Source organism: Mesorhizobium sp. M7A.F.Ca.US.002.01.1.1, from assembly GCF_004022955.1.
In the GTDB taxonomy this organism is placed as follows: domain Bacteria; phylum Pseudomonadota; class Alphaproteobacteria; order Rhizobiales; family Rhizobiaceae; genus Mesorhizobium; species Mesorhizobium ciceri.
On sequence record NZ_RZQE01000116.1, the window covers coordinates 1 to 14,046 of the forward strand.

General features: G+C 64.9%; 16 protein-coding genes and 1 pseudogene. 9 read left to right on the plus strand and 8 right to left on the minus strand.

Going from position 1 to position 14,046, the window contains the following annotated elements; genetic code table 11:
• The 3 genes and pseudogenes from EN932_RS14175 to EN932_RS14185 all read left to right on the plus strand — a co-directional run.
• Positions 1-367 (plus strand): annotated as a pseudogene (locus tag EN932_RS14175) (hypothetical protein); the annotation flags it as partial.
• A complete protein-coding gene (locus EN932_RS14180; protein ID WP_127369562.1) occupies positions 364-993 on the plus strand; it encodes a hypothetical protein in 630 nt (209 codons plus the stop codon). The pseudogene EN932_RS14175 and the gene EN932_RS14180, both read left to right, overlap by 4 nt.
• On the plus strand, positions 990-1,559 hold the full coding sequence (locus EN932_RS14185; RefSeq protein ID WP_127369563.1) for a hypothetical protein: 570 nt from the start codon (positions 990-992) through the stop codon (positions 1,557-1,559). Before EN932_RS14180 ends, EN932_RS14185 begins: the two co-directional genes overlap by 4 nt.
• Positions 1,560-1,586: 27 nt before the next feature.
• Here EN932_RS14185 and EN932_RS14190 read toward each other — a convergent pair whose 3' ends face one another.
• From EN932_RS14190 to EN932_RS14215, 5 genes are all read right to left on the minus strand, one after another.
• Positions 1,587-2,876, minus strand: a complete 1,290-nt coding sequence (locus EN932_RS14190) for a hypothetical protein (RefSeq protein ID WP_127369564.1) — start codon at positions 2,874-2,876, stop codon at positions 1,587-1,589.
• Positions 2,877-2,985: 109 nt separating this feature from the next.
• Entirely contained in the window at positions 2,986-4,002 is a 1,017-nt protein-coding gene (locus EN932_RS14195) for an ABC transporter permease (protein WP_013530576.1), read from the minus strand.
• Entirely contained in the window at positions 3,999-5,567 is a 1,569-nt protein-coding gene (locus tag EN932_RS14200; protein ID WP_127384942.1) for a sugar ABC transporter ATP-binding protein, read from the minus strand. Before EN932_RS14200 ends, EN932_RS14195 begins: the two co-directional genes overlap by 4 nt.
• A gap of 242 nt (positions 5,568-5,809) precedes the next feature.
• Complete coding sequence (locus EN932_RS14210) at positions 5,810-6,757, minus strand: substrate-binding domain-containing protein (RefSeq protein WP_013530574.1); 948 nt, start codon at positions 6,755-6,757, stop codon at positions 5,810-5,812.
• Between the two features lie 306 nt (positions 6,758-7,063).
• The gene (locus tag EN932_RS14215) at positions 7,064-7,627 is read right to left on the minus strand and encodes a dienelactone hydrolase family protein (protein WP_024501764.1); all 564 of its coding nucleotides are present in this window, start codon (positions 7,625-7,627) and stop codon (positions 7,064-7,066) included.
• Between the two features lie 125 nt (positions 7,628-7,752).
• On the opposite strand from EN932_RS14215, the gene EN932_RS14220 reads away from it, so the two are divergent.
• Positions 7,753-8,451, plus strand: coding sequence for a RibD family protein (locus tag EN932_RS14220; protein WP_063168646.1), 699 nt, complete (start codon positions 7,753-7,755; stop codon positions 8,449-8,451).
• A gap of 89 nt (positions 8,452-8,540) precedes the next feature.
• Here EN932_RS14220 and EN932_RS14225 read toward each other — a convergent pair whose 3' ends face one another.
• Positions 8,541-9,425, minus strand: a complete 885-nt coding sequence (locus tag EN932_RS14225) for an SDR family oxidoreductase (RefSeq protein ID WP_024501766.1) — start codon at positions 9,423-9,425, stop codon at positions 8,541-8,543.
• 90 nt (positions 9,426-9,515) lie between these two features.
• On the opposite strand from EN932_RS14225, the gene EN932_RS14230 reads away from it, so the two are divergent.
• Positions 9,516-10,346 (plus strand): helix-turn-helix transcriptional regulator, encoded by an 831-nt coding sequence (locus EN932_RS14230; protein ID WP_245268616.1) that lies wholly within the window; start codon positions 9,516-9,518, stop codon positions 10,344-10,346.
• Between the two features lie 41 nt (positions 10,347-10,387).
• On the opposite strand, the gene EN932_RS14235 is transcribed toward EN932_RS14230, so the two are convergent.
• Positions 10,388-10,834 (minus strand): SRPBCC domain-containing protein, encoded by a 447-nt coding sequence (locus EN932_RS14235; protein WP_013530569.1) that lies wholly within the window; start codon positions 10,832-10,834, stop codon positions 10,388-10,390.
• A 158-nt stretch (positions 10,835-10,992) separates the two neighbouring features.
• On the opposite strand from EN932_RS14235, the gene EN932_RS14240 reads away from it, so the two are divergent.
• Both EN932_RS14240 and EN932_RS14245 read left to right on the plus strand, forming a co-directional pair.
• A complete protein-coding gene (locus EN932_RS14240) occupies positions 10,993-11,745 on the plus strand; it encodes a pseudouridine synthase (RefSeq protein WP_127369981.1) in 753 nt (250 codons plus the stop codon).
• A gap of 120 nt (positions 11,746-11,865) precedes the next feature.
• Complete coding sequence (locus tag EN932_RS14245) at positions 11,866-12,267, plus strand: VOC family protein (protein ID WP_013530567.1); 402 nt, start codon at positions 11,866-11,868, stop codon at positions 12,265-12,267.
• Positions 12,268-12,297: 30 nt separating this feature from the next.
• Here EN932_RS14245 and EN932_RS14250 read toward each other — a convergent pair whose 3' ends face one another.
• Positions 12,298-12,879 (minus strand): histidine phosphatase family protein, encoded by a 582-nt coding sequence (locus tag EN932_RS14250; RefSeq protein WP_127369982.1) that lies wholly within the window; start codon positions 12,877-12,879, stop codon positions 12,298-12,300.
• A gap of 208 nt (positions 12,880-13,087) precedes the next feature.
• Between EN932_RS14250 and EN932_RS14255 the strand changes: the two genes are divergently transcribed.
• Both EN932_RS14255 and EN932_RS14260 read left to right on the plus strand, forming a co-directional pair.
• Positions 13,088-13,537 carry a universal stress protein gene (locus EN932_RS14255; protein WP_127366237.1) on the plus strand — a complete coding sequence of 150 codons (450 nt, stop codon included), beginning with the start codon at positions 13,088-13,090 and terminating at the stop codon, positions 13,535-13,537.
• Between the two features lie 86 nt (positions 13,538-13,623).
• Entirely contained in the window at positions 13,624-13,914 is a 291-nt protein-coding gene (locus EN932_RS14260; protein WP_013530564.1) for a DUF1778 domain-containing protein, read from the plus strand.
• Positions 13,915-14,046: the final 132 nt, after the last annotated feature.

Genomic DNA, 14,046 nt, shown 5'->3' on the forward strand with positions numbered 1-14,046 from the left:
GCTGAAACCAGGCCAGAAGGCGCTGGTGTTGGAGGCCGATCTGACCAATCGCACGGCGCAATCCGACAAGGCTTATTTCAACGTCTTCAAGCCGGACGGGATCGACCTGCCCGATTCCACGCCGATGATCGCGCTGGCCCGCGATTCGACGCTGACGCCGGAACTGCATCCCGGCATGACCGAACGCATGGCCTATGTCTGGCCGCTTGCCGGTAACGCCGCCGTGCCGGCAAATCTCAGCTTCGGCGTCACCGCCGAGATCTTCAAGCCGCGCGACAATCTTTACGGCACGCCGGGCTGGTTCAATCCCTATCGGCTCGGCACCGTCACCATGCCGGTCGCCGACCTGCCCGAGAGCGGCTCATGAGGATCCGCGCCATCGGCAATCTCCTGATCGTCGCCGCCACCGTGGCGCTCAGCTACGGCATGCAGGTGTCGAAGCCGCATTATGCCGAACTTACCGCGCCGATCCCCATCGATGGCGCCATGCACGACACGGTGCGGGCGCGCAGCTTCGATGTCCGCCTCGACAGAATGGTCTTTGCGCGCACGCTGAAGACCAACCAGTTCGGCCAGGAAAGGCTGCTGACCACCAGCGGCCTGTGGGCGGTGGCGACGACCAATCTCACCGCCACCAGCACCTCCACCACGGTCGCCGACGGCACCTGGCAAGGCCCGACCGGCCTGCGCTACCGCCAGACGGAGCGGCTCAACTATCGCCAGGATATGCCGCCACATGCCGTCGATCCAGGGCTGGAGAGAAGCGGCCTGTTCGTCTTCGAGTTGCCGGCCGACCAGATCCGAGGCGCCAGCCTGCTTATCGCCGCACGTCAGTTCGGCCCGCTCGACGCCCAGGCTCGCATCAGCCTCGATGCCGTTCCGACCGGTGCCGATGGTCAACCGGCGGATGTCTTGCCGCTATACGATCTCGACGCTCCTGCACCGCCGCAGGGCCAGACACGGCAGGGCCAGACACGGCAGGGCAAGACATGAGCGCGGTTTCAACCGACATCGACCCAGCCGGCGGTGGCGAGAAAAAATGGCGACGGCGCGGTCTTGCCGCGCTCGCTATCCTGCTGCCGCTGACGCTGGCCGAAACCAGCTATGAGAGCATCCGTGAATGGCTGCATGGCGAGGACCTCATCGCCAGGGATGTCGAGTTTGGCCAAGGCGCGCCGTTCGGCGGCAGCGAATGGCGGCTGGCCGATTTGCGCGGCGGCAAGGCCGGCCGCTTGCCCGACCATGCCATGGCCGTCATCGCCACCTTCGCCGTCACGGTCGGCGATCCCGATCTGCAAAAGCAGTGGCTGGGCTGCAAGGTGATGCTGACCGACGCCGCCGGCCGCCGCTGGCTGCCCGACTTCATCCCCGGCGTCAGCCTGCCGGACGGCGTGATGAACTGCACCTCGGCGATCTTCTCCGGCGCCAAAAAGGGCGAAATCATCAGCGTCGGCGAGACCTTCATCGTGCCCGAGGATGCCATCGAGACCATCCGCCCAGCCATTGGCCTGGGCAGCGAGCGCCCCTGGTTCCTGCGTTTTCAGCGGCCGCCGAAGTGACAGCATCCTTCTCCCCGTAAAGAAAGCTCACTTCCCCGCCCGCTTCGCCATCGAAAACGCCGTCTCCAGCACGGCGGCGAGAAAGCATATGCGCAGCGGCTCGATCAGGATGCCGGTGGAAGAATCCTGGAACGGGCTGCCGAAGAGCAGCGTCACGGCATGCGAAAAAATCTGCCAGATATCGAGCTCGTGTGGGCCGATCAGCCGCGTCGCGCCGAGCCACAGCCAGGCCGCGCCCCAGTCGAGCAACCGGTAGCCGACCACCAGCGTGCACAACAGCACCAGGCTGGCGCTGACCGTCAGCCGCACGCCGTTGGCGATCGGCAGATAGCGCGAGCGGTAGCCGGCGATGAAATGCTCGACGAAATCGCGCAGGAATTTCGGCAGGCCGGCATAGCGCTGGCCGGCACGCTCCAGCCGGCCGTGCACGCGCATCAGGGCAGCATCGTCGCGCACATCATAGCCGTAGATCAGCGCCGCCATCACCAGCCAGATCAGCGGCAGGAGCATGAAGAAGAACAGGTTGATCGCAGCCGTCGACGGCGCGATCGAGGAGATCTCGACCGGCACCATGGGTGCGGCCGAGGCCATCGGCACCGGGTTTGCCAGCCCGTCCACCGATGCCTGCAGGACCGACCAGAAATTGCGGCTCATCAGCCATTGCAGCGCCGAGTCCTTCCAGCGGCTGATCACGTAGAGACCGACGAAAATCCAGTTGGTCTCGCAGATCACCACCACGATCTGCCAGAACGACTCCGCACCTGTCTTAGCCTGCATGAATTTGGCCAGCCGGCGGATCAGCCAGGACACCGCCACGGAGACCAGCAGCCAGCGCGAGTCGAGCACGTCGAGCACATCAGCGCTCTGGCCGAAATCGGCCTGGTCGAGTGTTTCGCGCGAATACTGTCGCACGATGTCGCCCAGAAATCCCCAGGCGGCATAATAGGCGAAGAACGGCAGAAGCGCGATGGTGATCATCCGCACCAGCCGCGAGCCGCGCCGGTCAGCCTCGGCACCCGGCTTCGTTTGCGTCTCGGTGGTTGCGGCCTTGTCGGCGCCGCGCTGCGCGGCCACCACATGCGGCAGGCCGGGGCGCAGCACGTGGAACATTGCCACCGTCATCACCAGCTGCGCCAGCGCCACCAGCGTCAGCATCGCCAACCCGGCGAAGTGATTGGCCAGCGCCACCTTCGCCGCCAGCAGCATGAGGAGATCGCCGACCAGCACGCCGGCCAGCACGAGTGCCATGAGTTGCGGCCAGAACCGCCGCAGCAGCGAAAAACCTAGGGTGATCGGTCTGATGATATCGGCAAACATGAGGTTCTCTCACGATGCCACCCGCCAAAACCTTTCTAGCAAAGCATGATTGTTTTGCAAGGAATGGGGCTCCCTTCTCCCACTGTGGGAGAAGGGAGAACCGTCCCCCTCACCGTCGCACCCTCGACTTCAGCCACCGATCAAACGCCACCGCCAGGATCAGGATGAGCCCGATGACGATGCTTTGCGTGTAGGACGAGACATTGTTGAACTGCAGCCCGTTCTGCAGCACGCCGATCAGCGCCGCGCCCACCACCGTGCCGCCGACCGAGCCGATGCCGCCGAACAGCGAGGTCCCGCCGATGACGACGGCCGAAATGACGGTCAGTTCGTAGCCGATGCCCGCCACCGCTTCCGAGGAGTTCAGCCTGGCCGACAGCACGAAGGCCGCGAGCCCGGCGAAGAAGCCGACAATGACGTAGACCGAGACCAGGATGCGGTCGACGCGCAGGCCCGACAGCCGCGCTGCTTCCGCATTACCGCCGACGGCATAGACGGCGCGGCCATAGCGCGTGTAGCGCAGCACGATGTGGCACAGGATGGCGGCCGCCGCGAAGATCAGCGCCGGCACCGGCACCGGGCCGATCAGCCCGGTGCCGAACCAGCGCATCGAGGCGTCGAAGCCCGAGATCGGGCCGCCATTGGAGATGGTCAGCGTCAGCCCGCGAAACACCGTCAGCCCGCCCAGCGTGACGACGAAGGGCGGCACTTTCAGCCGGGTGATGACAAGTCCCTGCACGCCGCCGGCAGCGGCTCCGACGATGATGGCGGCCAGCAGCGCGGCGAACCAGCCGAACCCTTGCGTGCCGCTCGTCGACAGCGACAGCGTGTTGGCCGTGCCGCCCTTGGCGACCACGGCGGCGACCATGCCGCAGAAGGCGAGCAGCGAGCCGACCGACAGGTCGATGCCGGCGGTAAGGATGACGAAGGTCATGCCGAGCGCGATCAGCCCGGTGATCGAGATCTGCCTTGTGATGTTGAACAGGTTGATCGGGTCCATGAAGCTCGGCTTCAGCACCGTGAAGACGATGATCAGCGCCACCAGGAACAGCAGCGGCCCGAAGCTCATCAAAAGCCGCGCGAAGTTGATGCCGCCGCGCTGATCCTGCTCCCCCGCCACGCTCATAGTGTCTCCTTGCGGTCGAGTGCCATCAGTTCCATCAGTCTTTCCTCGTTTGCCTCGACGCCCGGCATCTGGCCGGTGATGCGTCCGCGGCGCATGGTGACGATGCGGTCCGAAACCGCCAGCACCTCGGGCAGCTCGGACGAGATCATCATCACCGCAATGCCGCGCGCCGCAAGCTGCACCAGGATCTGGTGCACCTCGGTCTTGGCGCCGACATCGACGCCGCGCGTCGGCTCGTCGACGATCAGCACTTTCGGATCGCGCGCGAGCCAGCGCGCCAGGATCACCTTTTGCTGGTTGCCGCCCGACAGGCCCTCGATCGCCTGCTCGGCCGAAGCCATGCGGATCGACAGCATCTTTCGAAACCCGGACAGCGCATCGCGCTCGCGCCGCTCGGCCATGAAGCCGAAACCGTTGCTGAAGCTGCCCAGCGAAGCGATGGAGAAATTCGGCAGGATGCCCAGCGCGGCAAAGATCGCCTGGTGCTTGCGGTCCTCCGGCACCAGGCCGATGCCGAGCGCAATGGCGTCCGCGGGCGATGCCGGGGCGATCGGCTCGCCGTCGAGCGTGATGGTGCCGGCCGCGATGCGGTCGGCGCCGAAGATAGCGCGCGCCAGTTCGGTGCGGCCTGAGCCGACAAGCCCGGCAACGCCGAGGATTTCACCGGCCTTGAGGTCTATGTCGACGCCGTCGAGCACGATGGCGTGTGGCGCCTCGGGGTCGCGCACGGTGCGCAGGCCGCGCACCGACAGCACGACATCGCCGGCCACCGCGCGTTGCGCCGGCCGGGCGTAGAGCTCGGACGCCGCGCGGCCGACCATCTTCTCGATGATTTTCGGCAGCGCGATCGGCCCGCCTTCACGGTTAAGGTGGCCGGCAAGCCTGCCGTCGCGCAGCACCGTCATGCGATCGCATATGGCGGACGCTTCCTCCAGCCGGTGGGTGACGAACATGATGGCGACCTTGTCCTTGCGCAGCCGGTCCATGATCGACAGCAGCCGCTGCACCTCGGTCTCGGTCAGCGCCGAGGTCGGCTCGTCCATGATGATCAGCCGGCTTTCCAGCGACAGCGCCCGAGCAATCTCGACCAGTTGCTGCTCGGCCACCGACAATGCCGAGACCGGCGTCATCGGGTCTATGGAGAGACCGACGCGGGCGATGATCGTGCGGGAATCTTCCTCCATCTTGCGCCAACTCACCAGCCCGAGCGGGCCGATCGGCGCGCGGCCGATAAAAATGTTCTCCGCCACAGTCAGCGTCGGGATCAGGCTCAGTTCCTGATAGATGGTGACGATGCCAAGCCGCTTGGCATCCTGCGGGCTGGAGGGATGATAATCGGCACTGTCGAAGATGATATGCCCGCTGGATGGCGGCATCACACCCGAGAGGATTTTCAGCAGCGTCGATTTGCCGGCGCCGTTTTCGCCCAGCAGGCCGAGGATCTCGCCGGGGCGGATATCGAGCGAGACATCGCTGAGCGCGGTGACGCCCGAGAAATGCTTGGTGATGCCTTCGACGGCAAGCAGGATGGGTTCGGGCGAGGCGGCTTCAGCGGCTGGCGGCAAGGGTGGCTCCTTCCATGCAGTTGATGTCGCCTGTCAGCGCTTGAACGCCCCCCTCTGTCCTGCCGGACATCTCCTCCTCAAGGGAGATTGGCTGTGTCACCGGCGACACCTTTTCTTTCAACATTTGGGAACTGGCGAAAGCAGGAGGAACAGTCGATCTCCCCCTTGAGGGGGAGATGTCCGGCAGGACAGAGGGGGGCGCTGTCCCGCCGGCTTTGCCAATCGGCCGATCCCCGCAAACCCTACTTCGTCTCGCCAATCCGCTCCGCCTTGTCGAGATTGTCCTTGCCGATGACGATTGGCGTCAGCAGCACCAGCTTCTCCTTCGGCTCGGTCTTGTCCTTGGCAAAGGCCACCGCGATGCGCACCGCAGTGCGCGACTGCTCGCCGGGGAATTGCTCGACCGTGCCCGCAAGCTTGCCGTCGCGCACGGCGACCAGCGCTTCGGGCAGTGCATCGAAGCCGTAGATCTTGACGTCGGTGAAGTTGCGCGCGGCACAAGCCTCCATGGCGCCCAGCGCCATGTCGTCATTGGCGCAGACGATGGCGTCGGGTTTGCCGTTGGCGGCAAGGCCAGCCTCGGTCACCGACAGCGCCTCGGCGCGGGCGAAGTTGGCGGTCTGCTCGAAGACGATCTGATACTTGTCCTTCAGAGGATCGAGCACATTGTGCACGCCCTTGTTGCGGTCGATCGCCGGGCCGGCGCCGGGCTGGCCCTGCAGATGGAACAGCTTGGCACCGTTGGGAAACGCCGCCACCACGGCGTTGGCTTCCGCCTCGCCGCCCTTCACATTGTCGGCGCCGACATGGGCGAGGATGCCCTCGACGCCGTCTACGCGGCGGTCGATCGTCACTACGGGAACGCCGGCCTTGACCGCTTCCTCGATGGCCGGCGCCAGGGCGTTGACGTCGAGCGGCGAGATGACGATGGCGTTGACCTTCTGCACCAGGGCGGCCTCGATGTCGGCGGTCTGCTTGGTGGCCGAGTTCTGGCCGTCGCTTTCGGTCAGATTGACGCCTTGCGTGGCGGCTTCCGCCTTGATCTCGTTCAGCATGTGCACGAAGAACGGAAAGCCGAGACTGGGCACCGAGCCAAGGATAGTGAGCTTGTCCTGCGCAAACACAGAAGGCGCGGCAACCATCATGGCGCCGAAAGCCGCGGACGACAGCAGGAATTCACGTCTGTTCATGGGATCCTCCTCCACAAGAACGCACGACCCGAAAACCGGGATCGGTTTCAGGAAGGATCATGCGTCGGTTCAAAGTGTGGAGCATCCTCCCTGCGCCCGAAAACGCATGCCGCTCCAGCTGGCCGCCGCTGTAAAAAGAGCCTCCCACCGACGCCTGCGCAGGGATGCTAACCCAGGGCCAACCATTTGTGCAACATCGATATAACAGCGGTGCCAGGCAAATTATCGGAATTGTCGGATTTTGGATTTCCGGCGTGGGGGCCGCTTTGTCGGAAGACCTCCAATGCAAGGCCGCCCCTCTGCTTCTCAATCCAGGAACGCCAGAACACGCTGCCAAAGCAGCGCCGCGGCTGTGTCGTTGTAGTCGGGCAGAGCTGGATCCGAGAAATAATGTCCCGAGTTTGGATAGCGGAAGATCCGCACATCGGTTTGCGCGGCCTCGGCGGCGTGCTGCCAGGCGCGGACATCCGGCTCGGGGAAGAACGGATCGGTGTCGGCGACATGCAATTGAACCGGCAGGCCGGGCCGGATGTTCGCAGGCACGGTTGCCAGCCCATGCAACAGCAGCACCTTGGCCGTCAGCGGCCGCAAGGCCCAGACTGACGCGACCACGCCTGCACCCATCGAAATCCCCGCCAGCACCGTATCGCCGGGCGTCGAGGCCAGGGCATCGCGCGCCCTTTGGCAAATGACCTCCCAGCCGATCCGCGCCTTGATCGCGAAGCCTTGCTCGAGATCGTCCGTCGCCACGCCCGCATAGAGGTCCGGCAGCGAAACGGCGTGACCGGCGGCGCCCAGCTTTCCAGCGAGATGCCGCTCGTGCTCGCGCAGCCCCAGAACCGAATGAAACAGGATTATGTTCGCGGACATCCGGTCATGATACCTGCCGGCACATGCCGTCTCAACGGCTGGGTACGTCATGAGGCGTGCGGCTTCCATTCTCCCGGCGTGGCACTACTTTGGACTGAACCCAAAGCACTCGACTGGAGAACAACATGAAGCCGCAAATCATCTGCCATATGCTGGCATCCCTTGACGGCAGCCTCCACCCCAGCCGCTATACCTCGAGCCCCGATGGCACCCGGGCCGAGTGGTCGAGCCTCTACGAGCATATCCATAATGATCTCGCGGCTGATGCCTGGATCGTCGGGCGCGTCACCATGGCCGAGATGAGCAAGGCCGGCGCGCATCCGCCGGCCAATGCCGGCAAGGTCGACCGGCCCTATCATTTCGCGCAAATAGGTGCGGGTTATGCCGTGGCGCTCGATGCCTCGGGCAAGCTTCATTTTTCCAAACCCGACATCGGTGGCGACCATGTCGTGGTGCTGCTTGGGCGCGACGTTGCCGACAGCCATTTGGCAGAGCTTGCCGCCGACGGCGTGTCCTATATCGTCGCGGAAACCGGCGATATCGATCTCGCCGCGATGCTTGAGGTCCTCGGACGCGAACTCGGCATAAGCCGGCTGCTGCTCGAGGGCGGCGCCAGCATCAACGGTTCCTTCCTCGCCGCCGGGCTCGTCGATGAATTGAGCCTTCTCGTTGCACCCGCGATCGACGGACGGGCCGCCAATCAGGGTTTCGTCGAGTTCGGCGAGAGCGGCCTGGCGGGCAAGACGCAGCTGTCCCTGAAGAGCTGCGAGGCGCTGGCGCATGGGCTCGTCCATCTGCGCTACGCGGTCAGCCCTGGAGCATAATCCCGAAAGGTCGCGGCGTGGCCCAGGGTCTCCGCGACGGGGCTGACGAAGTCAGAGACTTCGGCTCACCTCGAGCGTTGCTAAGCGCATCAATACCGCATGGCGTCGAGATCGGCGATCAGCGTCGGGCCGGTGGGGTGCCAGCCGAGCCGTGCCTGGGTCAGAGCGCTGGAGGACGGCAGATCCATCGGCGCGAACATCGCCATCCAGCCGAAATGCTCCGCCGCCTTTTCCGGCGCAATGGAAACCACCGGCAATTTCAAACCCCGGCCGAGCGCCTCGGCGATAGCGCGCACTTCGACACCTTCCTCGCCGACCGCGTGATAGCGCGCGCCCGGCTGCCGCTTTTCCACGGCGAGCCGGTAAAGCCGCGCCGCATCGAGGAGGTGGCCCGCGGAGTAGCGATTGCGGCCTTCGCCGACATAGGCCGAGACGCCCCTTTCACGCGCGATCTCGATGAGCGGCGTGATAAGGCCTTGCTTGACCGGATTGTGGACCTGCGGCAGCCGCACCACCGACACATTGATGCCGGCGTCCAGCAAGGCATTGCCGGCCAGCTCCGAGGCGATGCGCGGATTGGGATGGCTGGCGTTGAAGACGTCCTCGATCGCCAACTGGCCATGCCCGGGACTGCCCATGCCGACGCCGGAGGTGATCACCAGCGGCCGGTCGGAGCCGGCGAGCGCGGCGCCCAGTGCGGCGATGACGCGTTTGTCCTTTTCGCAATTCTCGGCAAACCGCGAAAAGTCGTGGTCGAATGCCGTGTGGATCACGCCGTCCGCCTTGGCCGCGCCATCGCACAGCCCTTCGGGCTCCTCGAGCGTTCCGCGATGCACTTCAGCACCGGCGGCGGCCAGCGCCTCGGCGCCGGCGTCGGAGCGGGTCACGCCGACCACCTGGTGGCCTGCCTTGATGAGTTCGGGAACGATCGCCGAACCGATGAAACCGGTCGCGCCGGTGAGAAAGATACGCATGCAAAATCTCCTGTACAGTTGCCCGCGTAATATTGCTGGTCTATTATTCTATTAAAGTAGTGATCTTATCGTGGTATAATGGCTAACAGGATGCCCTCCAATTCCGGCTCACTAGCAGCGTTCCTCAAAGACCGGCGCACCCGGCTTGATCCCGCATCATTCGGGTTTTCCGGACGCAGACGCACGCCGGGGCTGCGCCGCGAAGAGGTCGCGCAGCGCGCCAACATCAGCCCGACCTGGTACACATGGCTGGAACAGGGCCGCGGCGGCGCACCCTCGGCCGATGTCCTCAACCGCATCGCCAAGGGGCTGCTGCTGACCGAGGCGGAGCGCGAACATCTTTTCATGCTCGGGCTGGGGCGCCCGCCCGAGGTCCGCTACAGGGGCGTCGAAGGCGTCAGCCCCCGGCTGCAGCGCCTCATCGACACGCTCGATGCCAGCCCCGCCATAGTCAGGACCGCTACCTGGGACGTCGTTGCCTGGAACCGTGCCGCGAGGGTCGTGCTGACCGACTACAGCACCCTGCCCGAGGGCGAGCGCAACATTCTGCGCTTCATGTTCCTCAGTCCCCATATCCGCGCCAGGCAGCACGACTGGCAAAACCTCGCCCGTTTCGTGGTGGGCGCGTTCCGGGCCGATGCGGCACGCGCCGGCGCTGTCTCCGAGGTGCGTGAACTCGTCGACGAACTCTGCAGCGCCAGCCCCGAGTTTGCCGCCCTGTGGCGGGAAAACGGCGTGCTCAGCCATGGCGACGGGACAAAGCGCCTGAAGCACCCGGAACTTGGCGATATCGAACTGGAATATTCGGGCTTCGCGGTCGACGGCCGGCCGGATTTGAGCCTGACCGTCTACAACCCGGTCGACAGCGCCGTCGCCGACCGCATCCGCGCGCTGGCTCTCGCCCGATACCCCAAAGCGTAAGGGCGGGACGACCTATCCGCTGCGATGACTCCCGCCCGCCCTCAAGCGCGCTCGCAGACCGCCTTCAGGATCTGCAAGGTCGGCCCCCAGTAGAGATCGGCATGCGGCCGGATCGCCGGTTCGGCGAAGTCGCTGAGCGTCAGTGTCAACAGTGTTCCCCCATCCGCCGGCGCCAGGTCGAAGCTGACCACGGTGTGATTTTCGGGCACGTCCGCCAGACGCGAGGCCGACAGTGTGCTCCAGTAGCTGTAGGCGAAGCTCATTCCCGGCTCAAAAGTGCGGATGGTGCCGTGGTTTTCGAACGGCATTCCGTGCAGCAGTCCGCGCATCACGATCGCGCCGCCGGCCTGCCCTTGCAGGCTGACGGTCAACTCCTCGTCGGACATCCATTGCGGGATCATTTCTGGCGTCGTCAGTATCCGCCAGACCTTGGCCGGCTCGGCACCGATGACGACGGTCTTGGTTATCGGCGCAGCGGACTCACTCATGGGGTGCAGATTATAGCGGATGCGGCGGCGACAATATCGCTGTTCCAGGCGGTACGGATGCCGCCATTGCCCCTTGCCCTGTATAGGAAGACAGCACCACGCTTGCGAAGCCATTGCAGCCCGTGGCATCTGTCGGCTCCACCAGCGCAGACGGCACCATGACACCACGGCAGACACGGCAGAGCGGCAGGCAGGCGGCGCCCGGCGTCAGTCTCAACCGGGCGCTGTCGAAGCTCGGCCTGTGCTCGCGCACGCAGGCCGAGGTGCTGATCGCCGAAGGCCGCGTGCGTGTCGGCGGCAAGGTGGTGCGCGATGCGGCGCTGCGCGTCGACCTCGACCGCGACCGCATCGTCGTCGACGACAGGCCGGTGGTTGCCGAGCGCAAGGTCTACCTCATGCTCAACAAGCCGCGCGGGCTGGTCACCACCCGCGACGACCCGCAGCAGCGCGACACCGTCTATGCCTGCCTCGAAGGGCTCGACTTGCCCTTCGTCTCCCCGGTCGGCCGCCTCGACAAGGCGAGCGAAGGCCTGCTGCTGATGACCAACGACACCCGGTTTGCCAACCGGCTGATGGACCCGGCTTCGCATTTGCCGAAAACCTATCACGTGCAGATCGGCACGGTACCGGATGCTCCGATGCTGGAGACGTTGCGCGCCGGCGTGACCGTCGACGGCGAGGTGCTCACCGCGAACGCGATCGAACTTTTGCGCAGTGGCGGCCGCACCGCCTGGCTGGAGATCGTGCTCGACGAAGGCCGTAATCGCCACATCCGTCGCCTGCTCGCCGCGCACGGCGTCGAGATCCTGCGCCTCATCCGCATCGCTATCGGCCGCCTGCCGCTCGGCGACCTCGCCAAGGGTACGGCACGGCATTTGACAGCAGAAGAGTTGGCGCTGCTGAGGGGGTAAGCAGGGCGTGCCGCTGGTGCAGCCGCACGGCGATCCCTCCTGACGGAAAGCTGTCAGGAGGCCTGGCCTATAGGTCGGATGGGAGCCGGCCACGGCTTCAACGATCAGGGAGCCAATGCAATGAATTTCGTCTCCGTCCGCATCATCACGTCGGACGTCCAGCGTCTCGTTCACTTCTACGGTGAGATCACCGGCATGCCCGTGACGGTGTACACGGAAGACTTCGCCGAACTGGCGACGCCGACCTGCACGCTGGCGATCGGCAGCACACGCACCTTGATGCTGTTCGGCGGCGACATCGCCCGCCCCGCCGACAACCACACCGCCATCATCGAGTTCCGCGTCGGCGACGTCGATGCTGAATTCGCCAGGCTCTCGGACCTCCTCAGGAATATCACTGTGCAGAAGCCGACCACCATGCCCTGGGGCAACCGCTCGCTGCTGTTTCGCGACCCTGACGGCAATCTGGTGAATTTCTTCACGCCGGTAACCGCTGAGGCGATCAGGAAATTCGACAGATAGGCGTAAGCGGTGCCGCTGGCCGAAGCTGCTCTATTTCTGGTTCCATTTCCGGATGACCGGCTCGCTCAAATCATGCTCGTAGCCGAGCACGCTGATGCTGGCCGTATCGAGCACGAGCAGCGCGCCGCCCTCCGGCGGCAGCCCGATCCAGCGCGCCGCCAGCACGCGCAGAAAATGCGCGCTGGAAAACACCAATATGCTGGCATTGGCCTCGCGCAGCCCAGCGATAATCCTGTCGGCCCGCGCGCCGACATCGGCCGCCGTCTCGCCCTTTGGACACCCATCGCGAAACACATTCCAGCCGCGGCGCTCGGCCAGGATCTGTTTTGTCGTCAGCCCCTCATAGGCGCCATAGTCCCACTCCTGCAGATCGTCCTTCTTGACGCTCTGCGCGCCGAAGCCGGCCAGTACGCTGGTGTTGTAGGCGCGCTGCGACGGGCTCGACCATACGGCCGAAAAAGACAGGCCCTCGAGCCTGTCCGCGACACCCCGCGCGGCGGCCTCGCCAACCGGGGTCAACGGCATGTCGGTGCGGCCGGTATGCTGCCCCGAAAGGCTCCATGCCGTCTCACCATGCCGGACCAGATGGATTTGCGGATACGAGTTGCTCATGGACTGCCTTTCAATGTCACCGGCACCTTAGGCGACGATGCGGCAAAGGGGAATCCGCTTGGTACAAGACTGCGTGGTCGCCTGGCCTTGATCCGCGGCGGGGCCGGCCCTGTGATCGGCCCGAGGCCGCAACTATATCAAGGCCAGCCCTCCACAAGGCTCCCGCCACCTCAAGGGCATCGGCCCTTGCGCAACAGGTCATGTCATCATGTACAAACATTTGCTCATCGCCACGGACGGATCGGAACTGGCCGACAAGGGCGTTACCCACGGCCTGACATTGGCCAAGGGCCTCGGCGCCTCTGTTACTTTCATCACCGTCTCCGAACAATTCCCGATCTTCGCCTGGGGCGGCGCCATGGCCGGCTACGCCGCCGGCGATGAACTGGCCGCCTATCAGGAAGAGGCGCGCAAATACGCCAAGGAAGTTCTCGACAGGTGCAAGGCATCGGCCGACGCCGCCGGCGTCTCGGCGGAGGTCGTGCATGTCGAGGACAAGCGGCCCGCCGAAGCCATTCTGGAACTGTCGCAGGCCCTGGGCTGCGACCTGATCGTCATGGCTTCGCACGGCCGCCGCGGGCTGGGCAAGCTGCTCCTCGGCAGCCAGACGGCGGAAGTGCTGTCCTACACGGAGATCCCGGTGCTGGTCGTGCGCTAGGGCTACTACGGATCGCATGCTCCATCGAACCGGGTAATGACAATGTCGTTACGCTGTGCTAGATATGCGCGACGAAGGAGCCGTCCATGCCAACGTCACATCATCCGGTGCCGAAGAGCGTTCCGCTCAACATCCGCGTCAAGCCGGAAGTTCGCAATCTGATCGACCGCGCAGCCGAATTGCTCGGTAAGAATCGCACCGACTTCATGCTTGAAGCCTCGCAACGCGCCGCTGAGGAAGCGTTGCTCAACCGTCTCGTGTTTACCGTCGAACCGGATGTCTACGCTGCGTTTCTGGCACGCCTCGACGCGCCGCCGCAGCCCAACGACCGATTGCGCCGCACGATGACGACAAAGGCTCCGTGGGAAGCTGCGTGACGCTGTCGGTCCCGGTTCCACTCGCGGATCATCACGAACTCGGGGAATTTTCGTCGGGCATTACAGCGCTCGACGATTGGTTGAAAAAACGTGCTCGCACCAATCAAGCGGGCGGTGCATCCCGGACCTATG

Bases quoted from the DNA above. Each gene is read 5' to 3' on its own strand.
- EN932_RS14245 (WP_013530567.1), top strand. From the start codon at position 11,866: ATGAATTTCGTCTCCGTCCGCATCATCACGTCGGACGTCCAGCGTCTC.
- EN932_RS14215 (WP_024501764.1), bottom strand. From the start codon at position 7,627: ATGTCCGCGAACATAATCCTGTTTCATTCGGTTCTGGGGCTGCGCGAG.
- EN932_RS14255 (WP_127366237.1), top strand. From the start codon at position 13,088: ATGTACAAACATTTGCTCATCGCCACGGACGGATCGGAACTGGCCGAC.
- EN932_RS14260 (WP_013530564.1), top strand. From the start codon at position 13,624: ATGCCAACGTCACATCATCCGGTGCCGAAGAGCGTTCCGCTCAACATC.
- EN932_RS14210 (WP_013530574.1), bottom strand. From the start codon at position 6,757: ATGAACAGACGTGAATTCCTGCTGTCGTCCGCGGCTTTCGGCGCCATG.
- EN932_RS14185 (WP_127369563.1), top strand. From the start codon at position 990: ATGAGCGCGGTTTCAACCGACATCGACCCAGCCGGCGGTGGCGAGAAA.
- EN932_RS14225 (WP_024501766.1), bottom strand. From the start codon at position 9,425: ATGCGTATCTTTCTCACCGGCGCGACCGGTTTCATCGGTTCGGCGATC.
- EN932_RS14235 (WP_013530569.1), bottom strand. From the start codon at position 10,834: ATGAGTGAGTCCGCTGCGCCGATAACCAAGACCGTCGTCATCGGTGCC.
- EN932_RS14220 (WP_063168646.1), top strand. From the start codon at position 7,753: ATGAAGCCGCAAATCATCTGCCATATGCTGGCATCCCTTGACGGCAGC.
- EN932_RS14240 (WP_127369981.1), top strand. From the start codon at position 10,993: ATGACACCACGGCAGACACGGCAGAGCGGCAGGCAGGCGGCGCCCGGC.
- EN932_RS14190 (WP_127369564.1), bottom strand. From the start codon at position 2,876: ATGTTTGCCGATATCATCAGACCGATCACCCTAGGTTTTTCGCTGCTG.
- EN932_RS14250 (WP_127369982.1), bottom strand. From the start codon at position 12,879: ATGAGCAACTCGTATCCGCAAATCCATCTGGTCCGGCATGGTGAGACG.
- EN932_RS14180 (WP_127369562.1), top strand. From the start codon at position 364: ATGAGGATCCGCGCCATCGGCAATCTCCTGATCGTCGCCGCCACCGTG.
- EN932_RS14195 (WP_013530576.1), bottom strand. From the start codon at position 4,002: ATGAGCGTGGCGGGGGAGCAGGATCAGCGCGGCGGCATCAACTTCGCG.
- EN932_RS14230 (WP_245268616.1), top strand. From the start codon at position 9,516: ATGCCCTCCAATTCCGGCTCACTAGCAGCGTTCCTCAAAGACCGGCGC.